The organism is Gemmatimonadales bacterium (genome assembly GCA_041390145.1).
Taxonomy (GTDB): domain Bacteria; phylum Gemmatimonadota; class Gemmatimonadetes; order Gemmatimonadales; family GWC2-71-9; genus SPDF01.
On sequence record JAWKQM010000013.1, the window covers coordinates 35,119 to 49,922 of the forward strand.

A 14,804-nucleotide genomic window follows, 5' to 3' on the forward strand; every position below is an offset into this window, starting at 1 on the left:
AACGAATTCGTGGACCGCGATCGGCTCAGAGTGCGCCGTTGGTGATGGGGAGGACGTGCCCGGTGATGGCGGAGGCGGCGTCGCTCGCGAGGAAGAGTACTCCATCGGTGATTTGCCTCATCTCGACCCAGCGAACGGCGGCATCGTCGACCGAGGACACGTTGTCGCCGGTGCGGACCATGCCGGGCGCCACGGCGTTGACCCGGACGCCGCGGTCGCGGATCTCGAGCGCCAGGCTCTGGGTAAACGCCGCCACCGCAGACTTGGCCGCGGCGTAGACTGCCATCTGGTCTTGCGGTCGGAAGAAGGCCACCGAGGCGAAGTTGATGACGACCCCGCCGGTATCGGCCAGCGCGCCGACCGCCGCCTGCGACACCAGGAACGCCGTCTTGAGATTGATGGCGATTTCCCGGTCGAAGTCCGCGACGGTGGTCCCCTCGATTGGCCCGAACGTCGTCAGGCCGCCCGCCACGTTGACCACCACATCGAGCCGCCCGAAGTGCTTCACCGCCGTCTCGACGGCCAACCGGGCGATATCGGGCTCCGTCAGGTCGCCTGCGGTCGGCCGCGCCTCGATGCCCTCGGCCTCGAACTCCCGGGCCCGGGCCGCTGCAGCCACCGCATTGCGGTCACACAGCACGAGCTTGGCACCTGCGCGCCCAAAGGCGAGCGCCACCGCGTGCCCAATCTGGCCCACCCGCGCGACGCCGGTGACCAGCACCACCTTGTCCTTGAAATTCCACGCCGTCGTCATGGAGGGCTCCGTCACGTGGGCGTCGGCCGTCGCGACTCCAGCCGCGCCAGCCACTCCTCCGGCACCGTCTGCGAGCCGAGGGAACCATGTCCCTCCCCGGGGCCGATGTCGCCATGCCAGTCGCTTCCGCCCGTGCGCGCCAGGTCGAGCGCCGTCGCCAGCCCGGCGATCCGGGACCGCGTCTCGGCCGCGTGGCGCGGGTGCCGCACCTCCACGGCGTCGAGTCCTTCCTGCTTCAACCGCGCCAGGTAGGGCCGGGTGGCCCGGTCGCGCAGGTGCGCGGCCGACACGACGCCGCCCGCCGCGTGGACCAGGTCCGCCACTTCCCCGAACGTCGGAAGGACCTTGTCGGCGTACGCCGGCTTGTTGCGGCCGAGAAAGCGATCGAACGCCGAGTTCACATCTTCCGCGCCGCCCATGCGGACCACCGCGCGGGCCACGTGGGGCCGTCCGATGGCACCGCCAGCCGCCTCCTCCAGCACCGCGTCGAGGGTGACGCCGAGCCCCAGCTCCTGCAGCCGGCCACACATCACTTCGGCCCGGCGCCGCCGGTCGGCACGGCAGCGGTCGAGAAACGCCTCGACCCGCTCGTCATCCACCGGCAGGAAGTAGCCCAGGATGTGGACCTCGCCCCACGGGGAGGCGGCGGAGAATTCGCAGCCGGCAATGACCCGGACGCCCGCCGCGTCTCCCGCTGCCACCGCCTCGGCGACGCCGGCCACCGAATCGTGGTCGGTCAGGGCAATGGCGCTGAGCTCCGCCGACCTGGCACACGTTACCACATCCGTCGGCGAGAGGGCGCCGTCGGACGCGGTGGAATGCATGTGCAGGTCGATAAAGCGAGGAGGAGTCAGCGCCGATATCCTGTATCAGGTGAGGTCCAGGAAGGCTGCGACCGGGCAAAGAGCTCGCGGAGCTGCTTCTCGGTCAGTTCGTTGAGCGAGAGCTCGCGGCTCCGCGCGCCGATCGGGGAATACTTGGCCACACGCTCCACGCGATCGGGCCCGGTGCCACTGATGAAGACCATGGTGAATTCGTCGCGGGTGTACTGGGTGACATGCCCGCTCGGGGTCACCCTCCACGTCGTGCCGTCTACATCGATGGTGCGTTCGGGCATGGAAACCTCAGTCGGGCAGAGAAACTTCGAGCCACAGGTCATCGGCGCCGGGACCGTAGGAGGCGATGCCCTGGAGGGCGCCGATCAGGCTTGCTTCGTCCGGCGTCGGCGCCAGCGCGGCGTGCGCCGCTCCGTCCGCCGCTTCCCGGAACTCCAGAAATTGACCGGGACGATCCGGGTGACGGAACACCCAGAGGTGCTGGCCGCGCAGCGTCAGCAGCGCGGCGAGCCGTCCGGCCAGGGCGAGGTACTCCCCTTCGCGCGCCGTCGGCACGCTCACCCGGGCAACCGCGAGCGCCCGGGCCACCGATCAGGCGCCGGTGTCGGGGAAGGTCTGCAGGGCGGTCTTCAGGTCAGCCAGGAACCGGTCGGCGTCGGCGCCATCGACGATGCGATGGTCGTACGCCATGGTGAACATCCCCTTGGTCCGGATGGCCAGCGCGTCGGTGCCGTCGGGCCCCGTGACCACGTGCGGCCGCTTCTCGATGGCCCCGATGCCCAGGATGGCCACCTGCGGCTGGTTGATGATCGGGGTGCCGGCAAAGGAGCCGAAGCCACCGGGGTTGGTGATGGTGAAGGTCCCCCGCTGCACCTCGTCCGGCGTCAGCTTCTTGGCCCGCGCGCGCTCACCGAGATCGTTGATGGCCCGGGCGACCCCGATGAGGGACAACTCATCGGCGCGCTTGATGACCGGCACGATCAGGCCCCAGTCGAGCGCCACGGCGATGCCGATGTTGATGTCGCGCCGATAGACTGTGGCGTCGCCCATGACGGCGGCGTTGACCACCGGATGCTTCCGGATGGTGTCGGCCACCGCCTTCACGATGAACGCCAGGAAGGTCAGGTTCACTCCCCGCTCGGCGTACTCCTTCTTCCGCGCGGCGCGCACCTGCGCGACACGGGTGAAGTCGATCTCGAAGAGGCTGTTCACGTGCGCCGACACCCGGCGCGACATGATCATGTGATCGGCGGTGAGCTTGCGGATCTTGCTCCACGGCTCGACGCGATCCCCTTCCCACGGCTCGACGACGGGAGCGGGCACCTCGATGAGCGTGGTCGCGCCGCGAGCGCCCGCTGCGCGGGCGGGCGGGGCGGCGGGGCTGCTGGGCAGCGGAGCGGCCGGCGCAGATTCGAGGTAGGTGAGGACATCCGACTTCGTCACGCGGCCGGCGTGGCCGCTCCCCGGAATGGCGCCGATGTCCAGGTTGTGCTCCGCGGCCATCTTGCGGACCAGTGGCGTGCTCTTGCGCCGCAAGCGCTCGTCTGCCGTTTCAGGACCGGTGTGCGCCGGAGGCGGGGCCGCCGGGCTGGGGGGCCGGGGGGCAGGAGCCGCGGCAGCGGACGGCGGGGCCGCGGGGCTGCTGGACTGCGGGGCTGCCACAGCCGTGGGAGCGGGTGTCGGTGCCGCTGCTGGTGCGGGGGCCGCGGGGGCCGCCGCCGGGGCAGCCGCCGGGGCAGCCGCCGCCGCGCTGGCATCCGTCTCCAGTCGGGCGACGACCGTCTGGATTGCCACCGTCTCCCCTTCCTGGACCAGGATCTCGACGAGAACACCGGCCTGGGGCGCCGGGATCTCGGCGTCCACCTTGTCGGTGGAGATCTCGAAGATCGGCTCGTCACGCTTGACCGTGTCGCCGACCTTCTTCATCCACCTCGACAGCGTCCCCTCGGCGATGGATTCACCCATCTGGGGCATGATCACGTCGATCTTCGCCATGCGAACCTCTCCCAATTCCTAGTAAGCGGCCAGCCAGCGGGCGGCGAGCACCAAGTCGTCCGTCTGCGGCAGCACAAAGTCTTCGAGCGTCGGCGCGTAGGGCAGCGGCACATCGTGCGCCGTCACGCGCTTGACCGGGGCGTCGAGCCACTCGAACGCCTGGTCGTTGATCCGGGCGGTGATTTCGCCGGCCACACCGCCGGTGCGGGTGTCCTCATGCGCAATCAGCACCCGGTTGGTCTTGCGTACCGAGGCCATGATCGCCTCGTCGTCCATCGGCATCAGCGTCCGGAGATCGAGCACCTCCACCTGCAGCCCGTCTTCCTTCTCCAGCCGTTCCGCCGCCTCCAGCGCCTTATGCACCATAGCCGACCAGGTGATGATCGTCAGGTCCCGGCCCTCGCGGGCCACGCGCGCCTTGCCGATCGGGGTGAGGATCTCCTCCCCCTCGGGCAGCTGTTCCTTGATCCGGCGATAGAGGAACTTATGCTCAAAATAGAGCACCGGGTCGTCGTCGCGAATGGCGCTCTTGATGAGACCCTTCGCGTCCCGCGCCGTGGCGGGGCAGACGATCTTGAGTCCCGGCGTGTGCAGGAACGCGGCCTCGGGATTCTGCGAGTGGAACGGGCCGCCGCGGACGTAGCCCCCCGAGGGGCCGCGCACCACCATCGGCGTCGGCAGGCCGGCCCGGTACCGCGCCGTCGCGACGTAGTTGGTCAGCATGTCGTAGGCGCAGGAGATGAAGTCGATGAACTGCATCTCCGCCACCGGTCGCAGCCCCATGTGCGCCGCGCCCGCCGCCGCGCCCACGATGGCCGCCTCCGCGATCGGCGTGTCGATGACCCGCCGCTCCCCGAACTCGGCCAGGAACCCGTCGGTCACCTTGAACGCGCCGCCGTAGGCGCCGACGTCCTCGCCGAGAATGAAGACATTCTCGTCGCGCCGCATCTCCTCCTGCAACCCCTGGCGGATCGCCTCGAGGTAGGTCACCTCAGCCATCGGTCCTCCGGTACCATTCAAGCTCGGCGCGGGCCGGATCGGCCAGCACACCGTCGAGCGCCGTCATCGCCTCGGGCATCGGCTCGTGCTCGCACGCGCCGACCGCTTCGTCCAGCAACGCCTCGACCCGCGCATCGATCTCGGCCAGTTCGGCAGCCGTCGCCCAACCGGCGGCCGTGTAGTCGCGGATGCAGCGGTCGATCGGGTCCTTCGCCTCCCACTCGGCGATCTCGGCCTTCGGCTGGTACGACTGGTTGTCGTGCTCCGCGTGGCCCTTGCGGCGATAGGTGACCAGTTCGATCAGGGTGCATCCCCCGCCCTGCCGCGCCCGTTCGACGGCCGGCTTGGTCACGCCGTACACGTCGAGCACGTTGTTGCCGTCGGCCCGCTCGCCGGGAATGCCGTAGGCGGCCGCCTTGTCCACGAGCTGCGTGACCGCCGTCTGCTTCCGCATCGGGGTGCTGAACGAGTAGCCGTTGTTCTCGCAGACGATGACCATCGGCAGGCGCTGGACGGCGGCGAAGTTGATGCCCTCGTGGAAGGCGCCGGTGCTCATGGCGCCGTCGCCGACATACACCAGCCCGACCCGCGGCTGCTTCCGCATCTTGAACGACAGCGCCACGCCGGCCATGACCGGCACCATGTCGCCCAGGTGCGAAATCTGGCCGATGAAGCCCCGCTCGAGGTCGCCGTAGTGAATGTTGAGCTCGCGGCCGCGCGTCGGGCTCTCCGCCTTGGCCATGTACTGCCGGAGGATCTCGAGCGGCGTGGCGCCCTGCACCAGCATCGAGCCGAGGTTCCGGATCAGCGGCGAGAGGAAGTCGCCCTTCGTCCGGTCGAGGGCGTAGGCGCTGCCGACGCTGTCGGCCTCCTGGCCGAGCGAACGGAAGAGCCCGCCGATGACCTTGGTCTGGCGGTACAGGTTGACCAACCGCTCCTCGAGGGCGCGGGTCAGTCGCATGTAGTAGTACATCTCGTGCAACTGGGCCCGGCTGAGCCCGTGCGGCGGGGCGGCCGGGGTGGTGCTCGGTGCGGCGGTCGGTGTCATATCAATCCGTTACTGCGTTTCGATTCGCATGCCGTAGAACGACCGGTACACGAAGACGGTGCTCACCAGGAAGAAGGCCCCGGCCAGGACGTGCAGGAGCATGCTGCCCTTCTCGGCCGCCAGGTAGACGCCGAGCTCGACCGCCAGCAGGCCGAACAGGGTGGTGAACTTGATGACCGGGTTGAGCGCGACCGAGGAGGTGTCCTTGAACGGGTCGCCGACCGTGTCGCCGACGATCGAGGCGTCGTGCAGCGGCGTCCCCTTCGCCTTGAGCTCGGTCTCCACGATCTTCTTCGCGTTGTCCCACGCGCCGCCGGCGTTGGCCATGAAGATGGCCTGGTAGAGCCCGAAGAGCGCGATGGAAATCAGGTACCCGATGAAGAAGAACGGTTCCGCGAAGGCAAAGGCGAGGGTCGAGAAGAACACCGCGAGGAAGATGTTCAGCATCCCCTTCTGCGCGTACTGCGTGCAGATCTCGACGACCTTCTTGCTGTCCTCGACGGAGGCCTTGGTGACGCCCTCGAGCACGATGTTGGCCTTGATGAACTCGACGGCGCGGTAGGCGCCGGTGGTCACGGCCTGCATCGACGCGCCGGTAAACCAGTAGATGACGGCGCCGCCGGTAATCAGCCCGAGGAGGAAGGGGGGGTGCAGGATCGACAGGCTCTGCATGCCGCTCTGGAGGCCGTGGGTCAGCGCCATGATGATCGAGAAGATCATCGTCGTGGCCCCGACCACCGCGGTCCCGATCAGCACCGGCTTGGCGGTGGCCTTGAAGGTGTTCCCCGCCCCGTCGTTCTCTTCGAGGAGTTCCTTGGCGGTGGTGAAGTCGACATCGAAGCCGAAGTCGCGCTTGATCTCCGCCTCGATGCCCGGCATCTGCTCGATGGTGGAGAGTTCAAAGACCGACTGGGCGTTGTCGGTGACCGGCCCGTAGCTGTCCACCGCGATGGTGACCGGCCCCATCCCGAGGAAGCCGAACGCCACCAGGCCGAACGCGAAGATGGCGGGGGCCAGCATGATCCCGCTGCTAAGGCCCATCGTGCTCACGCCGTAGGCGGCGGCCATGAGGCCCATGATGGTCAGGCCGAGCCAGTACGCGGAGAAGTTGCCGGCCACCAGGCCGGACAGGATGTTGAGCGACGCGCCGCCTTCGCGCGAGCTGATGACGACCTCCCGCACATGCCGTGACGAAGTCGAGGTGAAGACCTTCACCAGTTCGGGGATGATCGCACCGGCCAGCGTGCCGCAGGTGATGACGGTGGAGAGCTGCCACCAGAGCGAGGTGTTGCCGCCCAGGTCCGGGATGATGAAGTAGGACACCACGTACGTGGCGACCACCGAGACGATCGAGGTGAGCCACACCAGCTGGGTGAGGGGATGCTCGAAGTCGAACTTCACGGCCGCACGGTACTTGGCCCGCGAAATGGCGTTGCTGACCAGGTAGGAGAGTCCCGACGCGATCACCATCATCACGCGCATCAGGAAGATCCAGACCAGGAGCTTCGCCTGGATGGTGGTGTCCGGAACCGCCAGCACGATGAAGGTGATGAGGGCCACGCCGGTCACGCCGTAGGTCTCGAACCCGTCGGCGGTGGGACCGACCGAGTCGCCCGCGTTGTCGCCGGTGCAGTCGGCGATGACGCCGGGGTTGCGGGCGTCGTCTTCCTTGATCTTGAACACGACCTTCATCAGGTCGGCGCCGATGTCGGCGATCTTCGTGAAGATGCCGCCGGCAATCCGGAGCGCCGCCGCGCCGAGCGATTCACCGATGGCGAAGCCGAGGAAGCAGGCGCCGGCCACGTCGGCGGGAATGAACAGCAGGATGCCGAGCATGAAGAGGAGCTCGACCGCGATGAGCATCATGCCGACGCTCATCCCCGCGCGGAGCGGGATTTCGGAGACCGGCCATCCCTTGCCGCGGAGCGACGCGAAGGCGGTCCGCGAGTTGGCCAGCGTGTTGATCCGGATGCCGAACCAGGCGACCCCGTAGCTTCCCGCCATGCCGATGAGCGAGAAGAGGAGGATGATGGCGATCTTGGGGAGTTCGAGCCCGGTCAGCAGGAAGTAGACGATGATGACGGCGCTGACGAACACCCAGAGCCCCATCAGGAACTTGCCCTGCTGGATCATGTACGCCTTGCAGGTCTCGTAAATGATGTCGGAGACGTCGGCCATCGCCTTGTGCACCGGCATCTTCTTGACGGCAGCGTAGCTCCAGAGCCCGAAGAGCAGGCCGAGGACGCACACGACGATCCCGGAGAGCAGGATCTGGTGCCCGGTATAGCCGAGGAAGTTGCCCTGGTTCAGGTCGGGGAGGAGGAGGTTGACCTCCCCGCCCGGGCGATGCGTCGGAGCGGCGTCCTGCGCCGCGGCGACGCCGGCCAGGAGCGGGAGCATCAGGAAGGGCAGAAGGAGTGCATTACGCCACCGCAGGGCCAGACGAGGCATGGCTCGGTATCTCCGGAAAGGGTGCCGCCGGCGGACGACGGCTCAGTAGGCGCCCCGCGGCTCGAACGCGGGGTCCGCCATGGTGTGCACGACCGTGAGAAAGCGCTTCGCGAGTTTGTCGAGCTCGCTCTCCCCCGGCTGGTCGGTCTCGATGGTGATGAGCGTGTAGTGCCCCCCCTCGGCCTGGACCGTCACGCCGAGCTGCCCCAGCGTGCCGCCGAAGCGGCGGCGACGCGGGGTTTCCTCGACCGGGGTCAGCCGCGCGCCGAAGAACTCGGCGGCGCGGGCGACGGCGGCGTCCGGGGAGATGCTGGTCCGATGGAAGTACTTCATCAGTCGTTCTCGTAGTACTCAATGCCCAGGTGGGTGATCTGGTCCTCACCCTTGAGGTACCGGAGCGTGTTCTTGAGCTTGGTCAGCTGAATGAAGAGGTCGTGCTCCGGATACAGCCCGGCGCCCACCTGAGGGCTCTTGAAGTAGAAGGACAGCCATTCCTGGATCCCCGAGAGGCCGCACCGGCCGGCGAGGTCGAAGAAGATGGCCAGGTCGAGCACCAGCGGCGCGGCGAGGATGGAATCGCGGCAGAGGAAGTCGACCTTGATCTGCATCGGGTAGCCGAGCCACCCGAAGATGTCGATGTTGTCCCAGCCTTCCTTGTTGTCGCCCCGCGGCGGATAGTAGTTGATCCGCACCTTGTGATAGATGTTCCCGTACAGCTCGGGGTAGAGCTTCGGCTGCAGGGTGTGCTCCAGGACGCCGAGCTTCGACTCTTCCTTCGTCTTGAAGCTCTCCGGATCGTCGAGGACCTCGCCGTCGCGGTTACCGAGGATGTTCGTGGAATACCAGCCGGCCACGCCGAGCATCCGCGCCTTGAACATCGGCGCGAGCACGGTCTTGAGCATCGTCTGGCCGGTCTTGAAGTCCTTGCCGCCGATCGGCACACCCTTCTCGCGGGCAAGCGCCTCGAGCGCCGGGACGTCGCAGCTGAGGTTCGGCGCGCCGTTGGCGTACGGGACGCCTTCCATGATGGCGGCGTAGGCGTAGAGCATCGACGGCGCGATCGAGGGATCGTTGGCGTCCATCGCCTTTTCGAAGGTGGCCATCGTCTGGTGGGTCGGGCCGGGGGCGATGAAGACCTCGGTGGAGGCGCACCACACCATCACGAGCCGGTCGCACTTGTTGGCAGCCTTGAAGTCGCGGATATCCTTGCGCAGCGCTTCGGCGAGCTCCCGCTTGGTCTTTTCCTTCTTGACGTTGGTGCCGACGAGCCGCTTCACGTAGAACTGGTCGAAGACGGCGGGCATCGGCTTGATGCCCTTCAGGAACTTGGCGATCGGCTCCACGTGCTCGTGCTTGTCGAGCACGCCGCACTTCAGCGCCGATTCATAGGCGTCGTCCGGAATCGGGTCCCACGCGCCGAACACGAGATCCTCGAGCGCGGCGAGCGACACGAAGTCCTTGATGAGCGGGGTGCGCATCTCGGTCCGCTTGCCGAGCCGGATCGTGCCCATCTGGGTCAGGGACCCGATCGGCTTGGAACGCCCCTGTCGGACGTTCTCGACACCCGCCATGAAGGTGGTGGTCACCGCGCCGAGGCCGACGCAGAGGACTCCGAGCTTGCCCTTGGCGGGCGTGATAGACCGGGCAGTTTGTGGCGCCACGGTGGTCATCCTTTCACGAGTGGTTCAGGTAGGGGCGTACGGGCGCGGCATCCGCGCCTCTACGCCCCGTTGGTTGCGCGATAGACAAAGACGAAACGCTGCACGACAGTGATGATGGACGCGATCGCCAGCAGGGCCACGATGCCCTCGAGCACGAGCGCATTCGGCCCCGCCCCGACCAGGAGCGAGGCGAGCCCGAGCCCGATGATCCGTTCCGCGCGCTGGGCGATCCCCACCCGGCAATCGATGCCGAGCCCCTCGGCGCGCGCACGCGCGTAGGACACGACGAGCGACGAGAGAGTGGCGACCATCGCGAGGATGATGGCAAGGTTGCGATAGGCCACGTCGGGCGCGTGCAGGAGGTACGCCGCAATCCCGATGAAGGTGGCCCCGTCGCCGATGCGGTCGAGGGTGGAATCGTAGAAGGCCCCGAACTTCGTGGTCGCGCCACTCAGCCGGGCAACGGCCCCATCGAGGGTGTCCATCCCCCCGCTCAGCAGCAGGACGGCCCCGCCGAGGCGGATGCGCCCGAAGCCGTAGAGGACCGCGGAGAGGACGACCAGCAGGGTCCCGACCGTGGTGATCGTGTTCGGCCGGACACCGGAGCGCACCAGCCACCGGACCAGCGGACCGGTGACGGCGTAGTAGGCGCGTTCGACGCCGATGGGAACAAGCTTCACTGGTCGGATAGACCTCGACAAAGTCGCTTTTCGGCCACCTTCAGAGCGGCGAAAAGTTAACCGGGAGAAGGCGTTAGGGCAATTCGACAGGGGGGGCAGCGGGGCAGCGGGGCAGCGAGGCCGGAGGGCTGTGGGGCGGTCAGGGGGTGGGTGACGTCCCACTGGCTCGGGGGTACAGCAGGGCCGGCTGCCGACGCCGGGCGAACGCCGTGAGCTCCGCCGCCCAGTCGTTCATCACCGCCGCGGGTGCGGCACCCGACGCCAACCCGTTCCGCAGAACGGAGTTACCGGCCAGCCGATCGAACTGCGCCGGGGTCCATTGCATCTGTGTGGGGTGCACCGCCCGGATCACCGCCATAATGGCGACCGCCGTCGCGGTGGGGTCATACGTGTCCCGGTCGGTCATGGTGAGGCGGATCCCGAAGAGCCGTGTATCGGGGTACTTGGCGTCGCCGGGCTTCTTCGGACGAAACTTCACCCCCGAAAAGGTGACCCCGGGCAGATGGGCGGCCCGCAGCCCCGCAAGGACCTTCGTGGTGTCGAGCCAGGGAGCCCCCACCTGCTCGAAGGGGTGCTCGGTACCCCTGCCGACGCTCAGGTTGGTCCCCTCCATCAGGCAGAGGCCGGGATAGTGATAGAGCGCCTCGAGCGAGCGCAGATTGGGACTCGGGGGAACGTACGGGAGGCCGGTCTCGGCCAGATCCATCGACGGGGTCCACCCCGTGACCGGTACCACGGTCAGGTCGGCGCCGATCCCGAGCTCCGCGTTGGCGAGCCGGGCCAGTTCGCCCAGCGTCATCCCGTGTCGCATCGGGATCGACATGATGCCCACGAACGAGGTGTACGCCGGATCGAGCACATTGCCCTGCACCATGTCGCCGATCGGGTTCGGCCGGTCGAGCACCACGACCCGCTTGCCGCTGCGGACGGCCGCACGCATCACGGCCACGGTCGTGCTGAAGTAGGTGTAGTAGCGCGCGCCGACATCCTGCAGGTCCACCAGCAGGAGGTCGATTCCCGTTAGCGTGGAGGCGATGGAGGCGGTATTCTGGTTATAGAGACTGTAGATTGGGAGGCCAGTGGCGTCGTCGGAACTGTGCGGTACCGGCGCCCCGGGGTCGGCCTCTCCGCGGTAGCCATGCTCGGGGGAATAGAGCGCCACCAGTTCCAGCCCCTTGGCCCGGATCCTGGTCACGTCGCTCACACCGGCGGCGTCCACACCGGCCTGGTTGGTCACCAGTCCGAGCCGCGCGTGGCGGACCAGCGACATCGAATCTGACAGCAGGACATCGATGCCGGGCCACACCCTCGTTTCGACGGGCACCGGCTCCGGCGTCACGGTGGGCGGCGGACTGCCGCATGCCGCCACCACGCCTACCATTGCAACCAGGACTCTCTGCCGGTGATTCACGCCCGCCTCGCCCAGTATTCGGTTCTCCTGCTTGCCTGCGCGGCATCCGCCGCGCCGGCACCGACCGCCGTCACCCCACTCCCGTCGACCCCCGTCGTGCCCGCCACCGCACCGGCGGCCCCGGTGGATCCGATACAGCGGATGCTCGACTCCCTGTCGCTGCGCGCGAAGGTCGGCCAGCTTGTGATGCCGTGGATACCCGGCACCTACAGCGCGCTCGACGACCCCGGATTTCTCAAGGCCCAGGCGTGGGTCGACTCGCTGCAGGTCGGCGGCATCATCGTCTCCATCGGCTCGCCGCTCGACATTGCCGCCAAGCTCGACGCCCTGCAGCGGCATGCGAAGCTGCCGCTGCTCATCGCGTCCGACCTCGAGGGGGGCACGGCGATGCGGTTCAACGGCGGCACTGCCTTCCCCACCAATATGGGGGTAGCCGCCACCGGCCGGGAGTCGGACGCCTACGAGATGGGCCGGATCACCGCGGTGGAGGGGCGCGCCGTCGGCATCCACCTGGTCTTTGCCCCGGTGGCCGACGTCAACAACAACGCCGCCAACCCGATCATCAACACCCGATCCTTCGGGGGCGACGCCTCCGCGGTCGCCACGCTGGTTGCCGCCGAGGTCCGCGGGCTGCAGGACCACGGGATGCTCGCCACCGCGAAGCATTTTCCCGGTCACGGCGACACCGGCACCGACACCCACATCGAACTGCCCGTGATCGACGCGCCGTGGAGCCGGCTCGACTCGGTCGAGCTGGTTCCCTTCCGCGCCGCCATCAAGAGTGGCGTCGCCGCGGTGATGTCGGCGCACATCGCCTTGCCGGGCATCGACAGCGGCAAGGTCCGGCCCGCCACGCTGACGCCGACGGTCCTCACCGGTGTGCTCCGCGACTCGTTGGGCTTTGAGGGGCTCGTGGTGACCGACGCCCTCGACATGGGCGGGATCGTCCGCACCTACGGCCCCGGCGAGGCGGCGGTGCTGGCCATCCTCGCCGGCGCCGACCTCATCCTCCAGCCGCCGGATGCACGCACCGCCATCGACGCGGTGGTGGCCGCCGTCGGGCAGGGCCGCATCACCACGGCCCGGCTCAATCAGTCGGTGCGGCGCGTCCTCGAGATGAAGCGACGGGCGGGTCTCTTCACGCACCGCACCGTGGACCTCGACAGCGTCATGGCCCGGGTCGGCACCGCCGAGCACCAGGCGATGGCGCGCGACGTGACGCAGCGCTCGCTGGTCCTGGTGCGTGACAGCGGCGATGTGCTGTCCGCGCTCCGCGCGGCCCCGCAACCGGTCACCCTGCTCACCTATGCCGACGATCCGTCGAGCGGACTCGGCGGCACGCTGGCCGGCGCGCTGCGCAGCGCCGGCTACACCGTCACCACCTTCCGACTCTGGCCGTCGAGCGGGACGGCGAGCTACGACTCGGCCCGCACCGCCCTGGCCGCGTCGCCGGTAGCCGTCGTGGCCGCCTCGATCCGGGTCAGCGCCTGGAGCGGCACCATCAGCCTCCCGCCGCAAGTCGCGGAGCTCGTGAACGCCAACGCCGCCGTCCAGCCCACGGTCCTCGTGTCGTTCGGATCGCCCTACCTCCTGACCCAGGCGCCCGCGGTGCAGGGGTATCTCCTCGCGTGGGCAGCCCGCCCGATCAACGAGCAGGCGGTCGCGGCGGCGCTCACCGGCACGGCCGAGATTGGCGGGCGGTTGCCCATCGCACTCGACAGCACCATCCCGATCGGGACCGGCCTCCGCCTGGGAGCCACCCGCTGAGGCTGGCCGCGGCAGCCCTGCTCCTGGCCGCGCTCGGCTGCGCCCCGCGCGTCACGCCGGGCCCCGTCCCCCTCTACAGCCGGCCGGACTGGAAGCCGCTCCGCCACTTCGTCGACAGCGCCGTGAAGGCCGGCGCTGCGCCGGGCATCGTGGTGGCCGTCAGCTGGCCGGGGCATCGCTACATCTACGGCACCGGCCATCTCGGCGACGGCTTCCGTCACCGCCCCGACCAGAAGACCGTCTACGACCTCGCCTCCCTGACCAAGGTGGTCGGGCTCACCACCACGATGATGTGGGCGGTCGAGGAGGGGCAGATCGACCTGGACGCACCGATCACCCGGTATGTGCCCGCCTTCGACACCCCCGGTGCCGACAGCGTCACCATCCGGCTCCTGCTGGCGCATGCCAGCGGCCTCCCGCCCTGGCGACCGCTCTATCTCCTCGGCTACAGCCGTCCCGCCGTCCTGGCCGTGGCAGACTCGACCGTGCTGGACACGATCCCCGGCGCCCGGTTCGCCTACTCGGACATCGGCGCGATTCTCCTGACCCAGGCGATTGAAACGGCCTATGGCGAGCGGATCGACTCCCTCCTGTCCCGCCGACTGTTCACTCCGCTGGCCATGGGCTCGACCCGGTACAACCCGCCCGCCACCTGGCTGCCCCGCGTGGCACCCACCGAGTTCGATTCCCTGCGAAACCGGATCGTCCGGGGCCAGGTGCATGACGAGAACGCCTGGCGGATGGACGGCGTCTCCGGCCACGCCGGCATCTTCTCCGACGCGGAGGACCTGCTGACGTTCGGGGAATGGTGGCTGGCCCGGTATCATGGGGCGCCGGCGGTGGCGGGACAGCCGACTGTGTCCGACTCGATCCTCCGGTCGTTCACCGTGCGGCAGGAACTCCCTGCCGGTTCGCCGCGCGCGCTGGGCTGGGAGACGCCGACGCCGGAGAACACCGGCAGCGGGTTCCTCTCCGCCGGCAGCGTCGGCCATACCGGCTTCACCGGCACGAGCATCTGGATGGACCCGGTCCGCAACGTGGTGATCGTGGTGCTCTCCAACCGGGTGCATCCCACGCGCGCCAACCAGCGGTTTGCCGGGGTCCGCGGCGGCGTCGGCGACCGGGCCCTCACCGCGCTCGACCCCCGACTGCAAGCGACTGCATCGGGCGTGCGTTGACAGGTGCGGGGCAAAGTCCCTAGC

Annotated in this window: 14 protein-coding genes; 2 read left to right on the forward strand and 12 right to left on the reverse strand. The window is 68.6% G+C overall.

The features are described from left to right. Positions 1-25: 25 nt before the first annotated feature. The 12 genes from R2910_11780 to R2910_11835 form a co-directional block, all read right to left on the reverse strand. Positions 26-754, reverse strand: a complete 729-nt coding sequence (locus R2910_11780; GenBank protein MEZ4413656.1) for an SDR family NAD(P)-dependent oxidoreductase — start codon at positions 752-754, stop codon at positions 26-28. 11 nt (positions 755-765) lie between these two features. After that, a complete protein-coding gene (locus tag R2910_11785) occupies positions 766-1,578 on the reverse strand; it encodes a PHP domain-containing protein (GenBank protein MEZ4413657.1) in 813 nt (270 codons plus the stop codon). 26 nt (positions 1,579-1,604) lie between these two features. Continuing rightward, a complete protein-coding gene (locus R2910_11790) occupies positions 1,605-1,871 on the reverse strand; it encodes a hypothetical protein (GenBank protein MEZ4413658.1) in 267 nt (88 codons plus the stop codon). Positions 1,872-1,878: 7 nt separating this feature from the next. Then, a complete protein-coding gene (locus tag R2910_11795) occupies positions 1,879-2,178 on the reverse strand; it encodes a hypothetical protein (protein MEZ4413659.1) in 300 nt (99 codons plus the stop codon). Between the two features lie 3 nt (positions 2,179-2,181). After that, complete coding sequence (locus R2910_11800; GenBank protein ID MEZ4413660.1) at positions 2,182-3,585, reverse strand: dihydrolipoamide acetyltransferase family protein; 1,404 nt, start codon at positions 3,583-3,585, stop codon at positions 2,182-2,184. Between the two features lie 18 nt (positions 3,586-3,603). Then, positions 3,604-4,584, reverse strand: a complete 981-nt coding sequence (locus R2910_11805; GenBank protein ID MEZ4413661.1) for an alpha-ketoacid dehydrogenase subunit beta — start codon at positions 4,582-4,584, stop codon at positions 3,604-3,606. Further along, positions 4,577-5,632, reverse strand: a complete 1,056-nt coding sequence (locus R2910_11810) for a thiamine pyrophosphate-dependent dehydrogenase E1 component subunit alpha (protein ID MEZ4413662.1) — start codon at positions 5,630-5,632, stop codon at positions 4,577-4,579. Before R2910_11810 ends, R2910_11805 begins: the two co-directional genes overlap by 8 nt. Positions 5,633-5,641: 9 nt before the next feature. Next, a complete protein-coding gene (locus tag R2910_11815; GenBank protein ID MEZ4413663.1) occupies positions 5,642-8,083 on the reverse strand; it encodes a sodium-translocating pyrophosphatase in 2,442 nt (813 codons plus the stop codon). A gap of 42 nt (positions 8,084-8,125) precedes the next feature. Next, complete coding sequence (locus R2910_11820) at positions 8,126-8,416, reverse strand: hypothetical protein (protein ID MEZ4413664.1); 291 nt, start codon at positions 8,414-8,416, stop codon at positions 8,126-8,128. Beyond that, positions 8,416-9,744 carry an inositol-3-phosphate synthase gene (locus R2910_11825; protein MEZ4413665.1) on the reverse strand — a complete coding sequence of 443 codons (1,329 nt, stop codon included), beginning with the start codon at positions 9,742-9,744 and terminating at the stop codon, positions 8,416-8,418. Before R2910_11825 ends, R2910_11820 begins: the two co-directional genes overlap by 1 nt. A 59-nt stretch (positions 9,745-9,803) precedes the next feature. Further along, a complete protein-coding gene (locus tag R2910_11830) occupies positions 9,804-10,424 on the reverse strand; it encodes a CDP-alcohol phosphatidyltransferase family protein (GenBank protein MEZ4413666.1) in 621 nt (206 codons plus the stop codon). A gap of 139 nt (positions 10,425-10,563) precedes the next feature. Beyond that, on the reverse strand, positions 10,564-11,805 hold the full coding sequence (locus tag R2910_11835; protein ID MEZ4413667.1) for a DUF1343 domain-containing protein: 1,242 nt from the start codon (positions 11,803-11,805) through the stop codon (positions 10,564-10,566). Between the two features lie 21 nt (positions 11,806-11,826). Between R2910_11835 and R2910_11840 the strand changes: the two genes are divergently transcribed. Together R2910_11840 and R2910_11845 are read left to right on the forward strand one after the other, a co-directional pair. Further along, positions 11,827-13,602 (forward strand): glycoside hydrolase family 3 N-terminal domain-containing protein, encoded by a 1,776-nt coding sequence (locus R2910_11840; GenBank protein ID MEZ4413668.1) that lies wholly within the window; start codon positions 11,827-11,829, stop codon positions 13,600-13,602. A 23-nt stretch (positions 13,603-13,625) separates the two neighbouring features. Continuing rightward, positions 13,626-14,780, forward strand: coding sequence for a serine hydrolase domain-containing protein (locus R2910_11845; protein MEZ4413669.1), 1,155 nt, complete (start codon positions 13,626-13,628; stop codon positions 14,778-14,780). Positions 14,781-14,804: the final 24 nt, after the last annotated feature.

Bases quoted from the DNA above. Each gene is read 5' to 3' on its own strand.
- R2910_11780 (MEZ4413656.1), bottom strand. From the start codon at position 754: ATGACGACGGCGTGGAATTTCAAGGACAAGGTGGTGCTGGTCACCGGC.
- R2910_11785 (MEZ4413657.1), bottom strand. From the start codon at position 1,578: ATGCATTCCACCGCGTCCGACGGCGCCCTCTCGCCGACGGATGTGGTA.
- R2910_11790 (MEZ4413658.1), bottom strand. From the start codon at position 1,871: ATGCCCGAACGCACCATCGATGTAGACGGCACGACGTGGAGGGTGACC.
- R2910_11800 (MEZ4413660.1), bottom strand. From the start codon at position 3,585: ATGGCGAAGATCGACGTGATCATGCCCCAGATGGGTGAATCCATCGCC.
- R2910_11805 (MEZ4413661.1), bottom strand. From the start codon at position 4,584: ATGGCTGAGGTGACCTACCTCGAGGCGATCCGCCAGGGGTTGCAGGAG.
- R2910_11810 (MEZ4413662.1), bottom strand. From the start codon at position 5,632: ATGACACCGACCGCCGCACCGAGCACCACCCCGGCCGCCCCGCCGCAC.
- R2910_11815 (MEZ4413663.1), bottom strand. From the start codon at position 8,083: ATGCCTCGTCTGGCCCTGCGGTGGCGTAATGCACTCCTTCTGCCCTTC.
- R2910_11820 (MEZ4413664.1), bottom strand. From the start codon at position 8,416: ATGAAGTACTTCCATCGGACCAGCATCTCCCCGGACGCCGCCGTCGCC.
- R2910_11835 (MEZ4413667.1), bottom strand. From the start codon at position 11,805: ATGGTAGGCGTGGTGGCGGCATGCGGCAGTCCGCCGCCCACCGTGACG.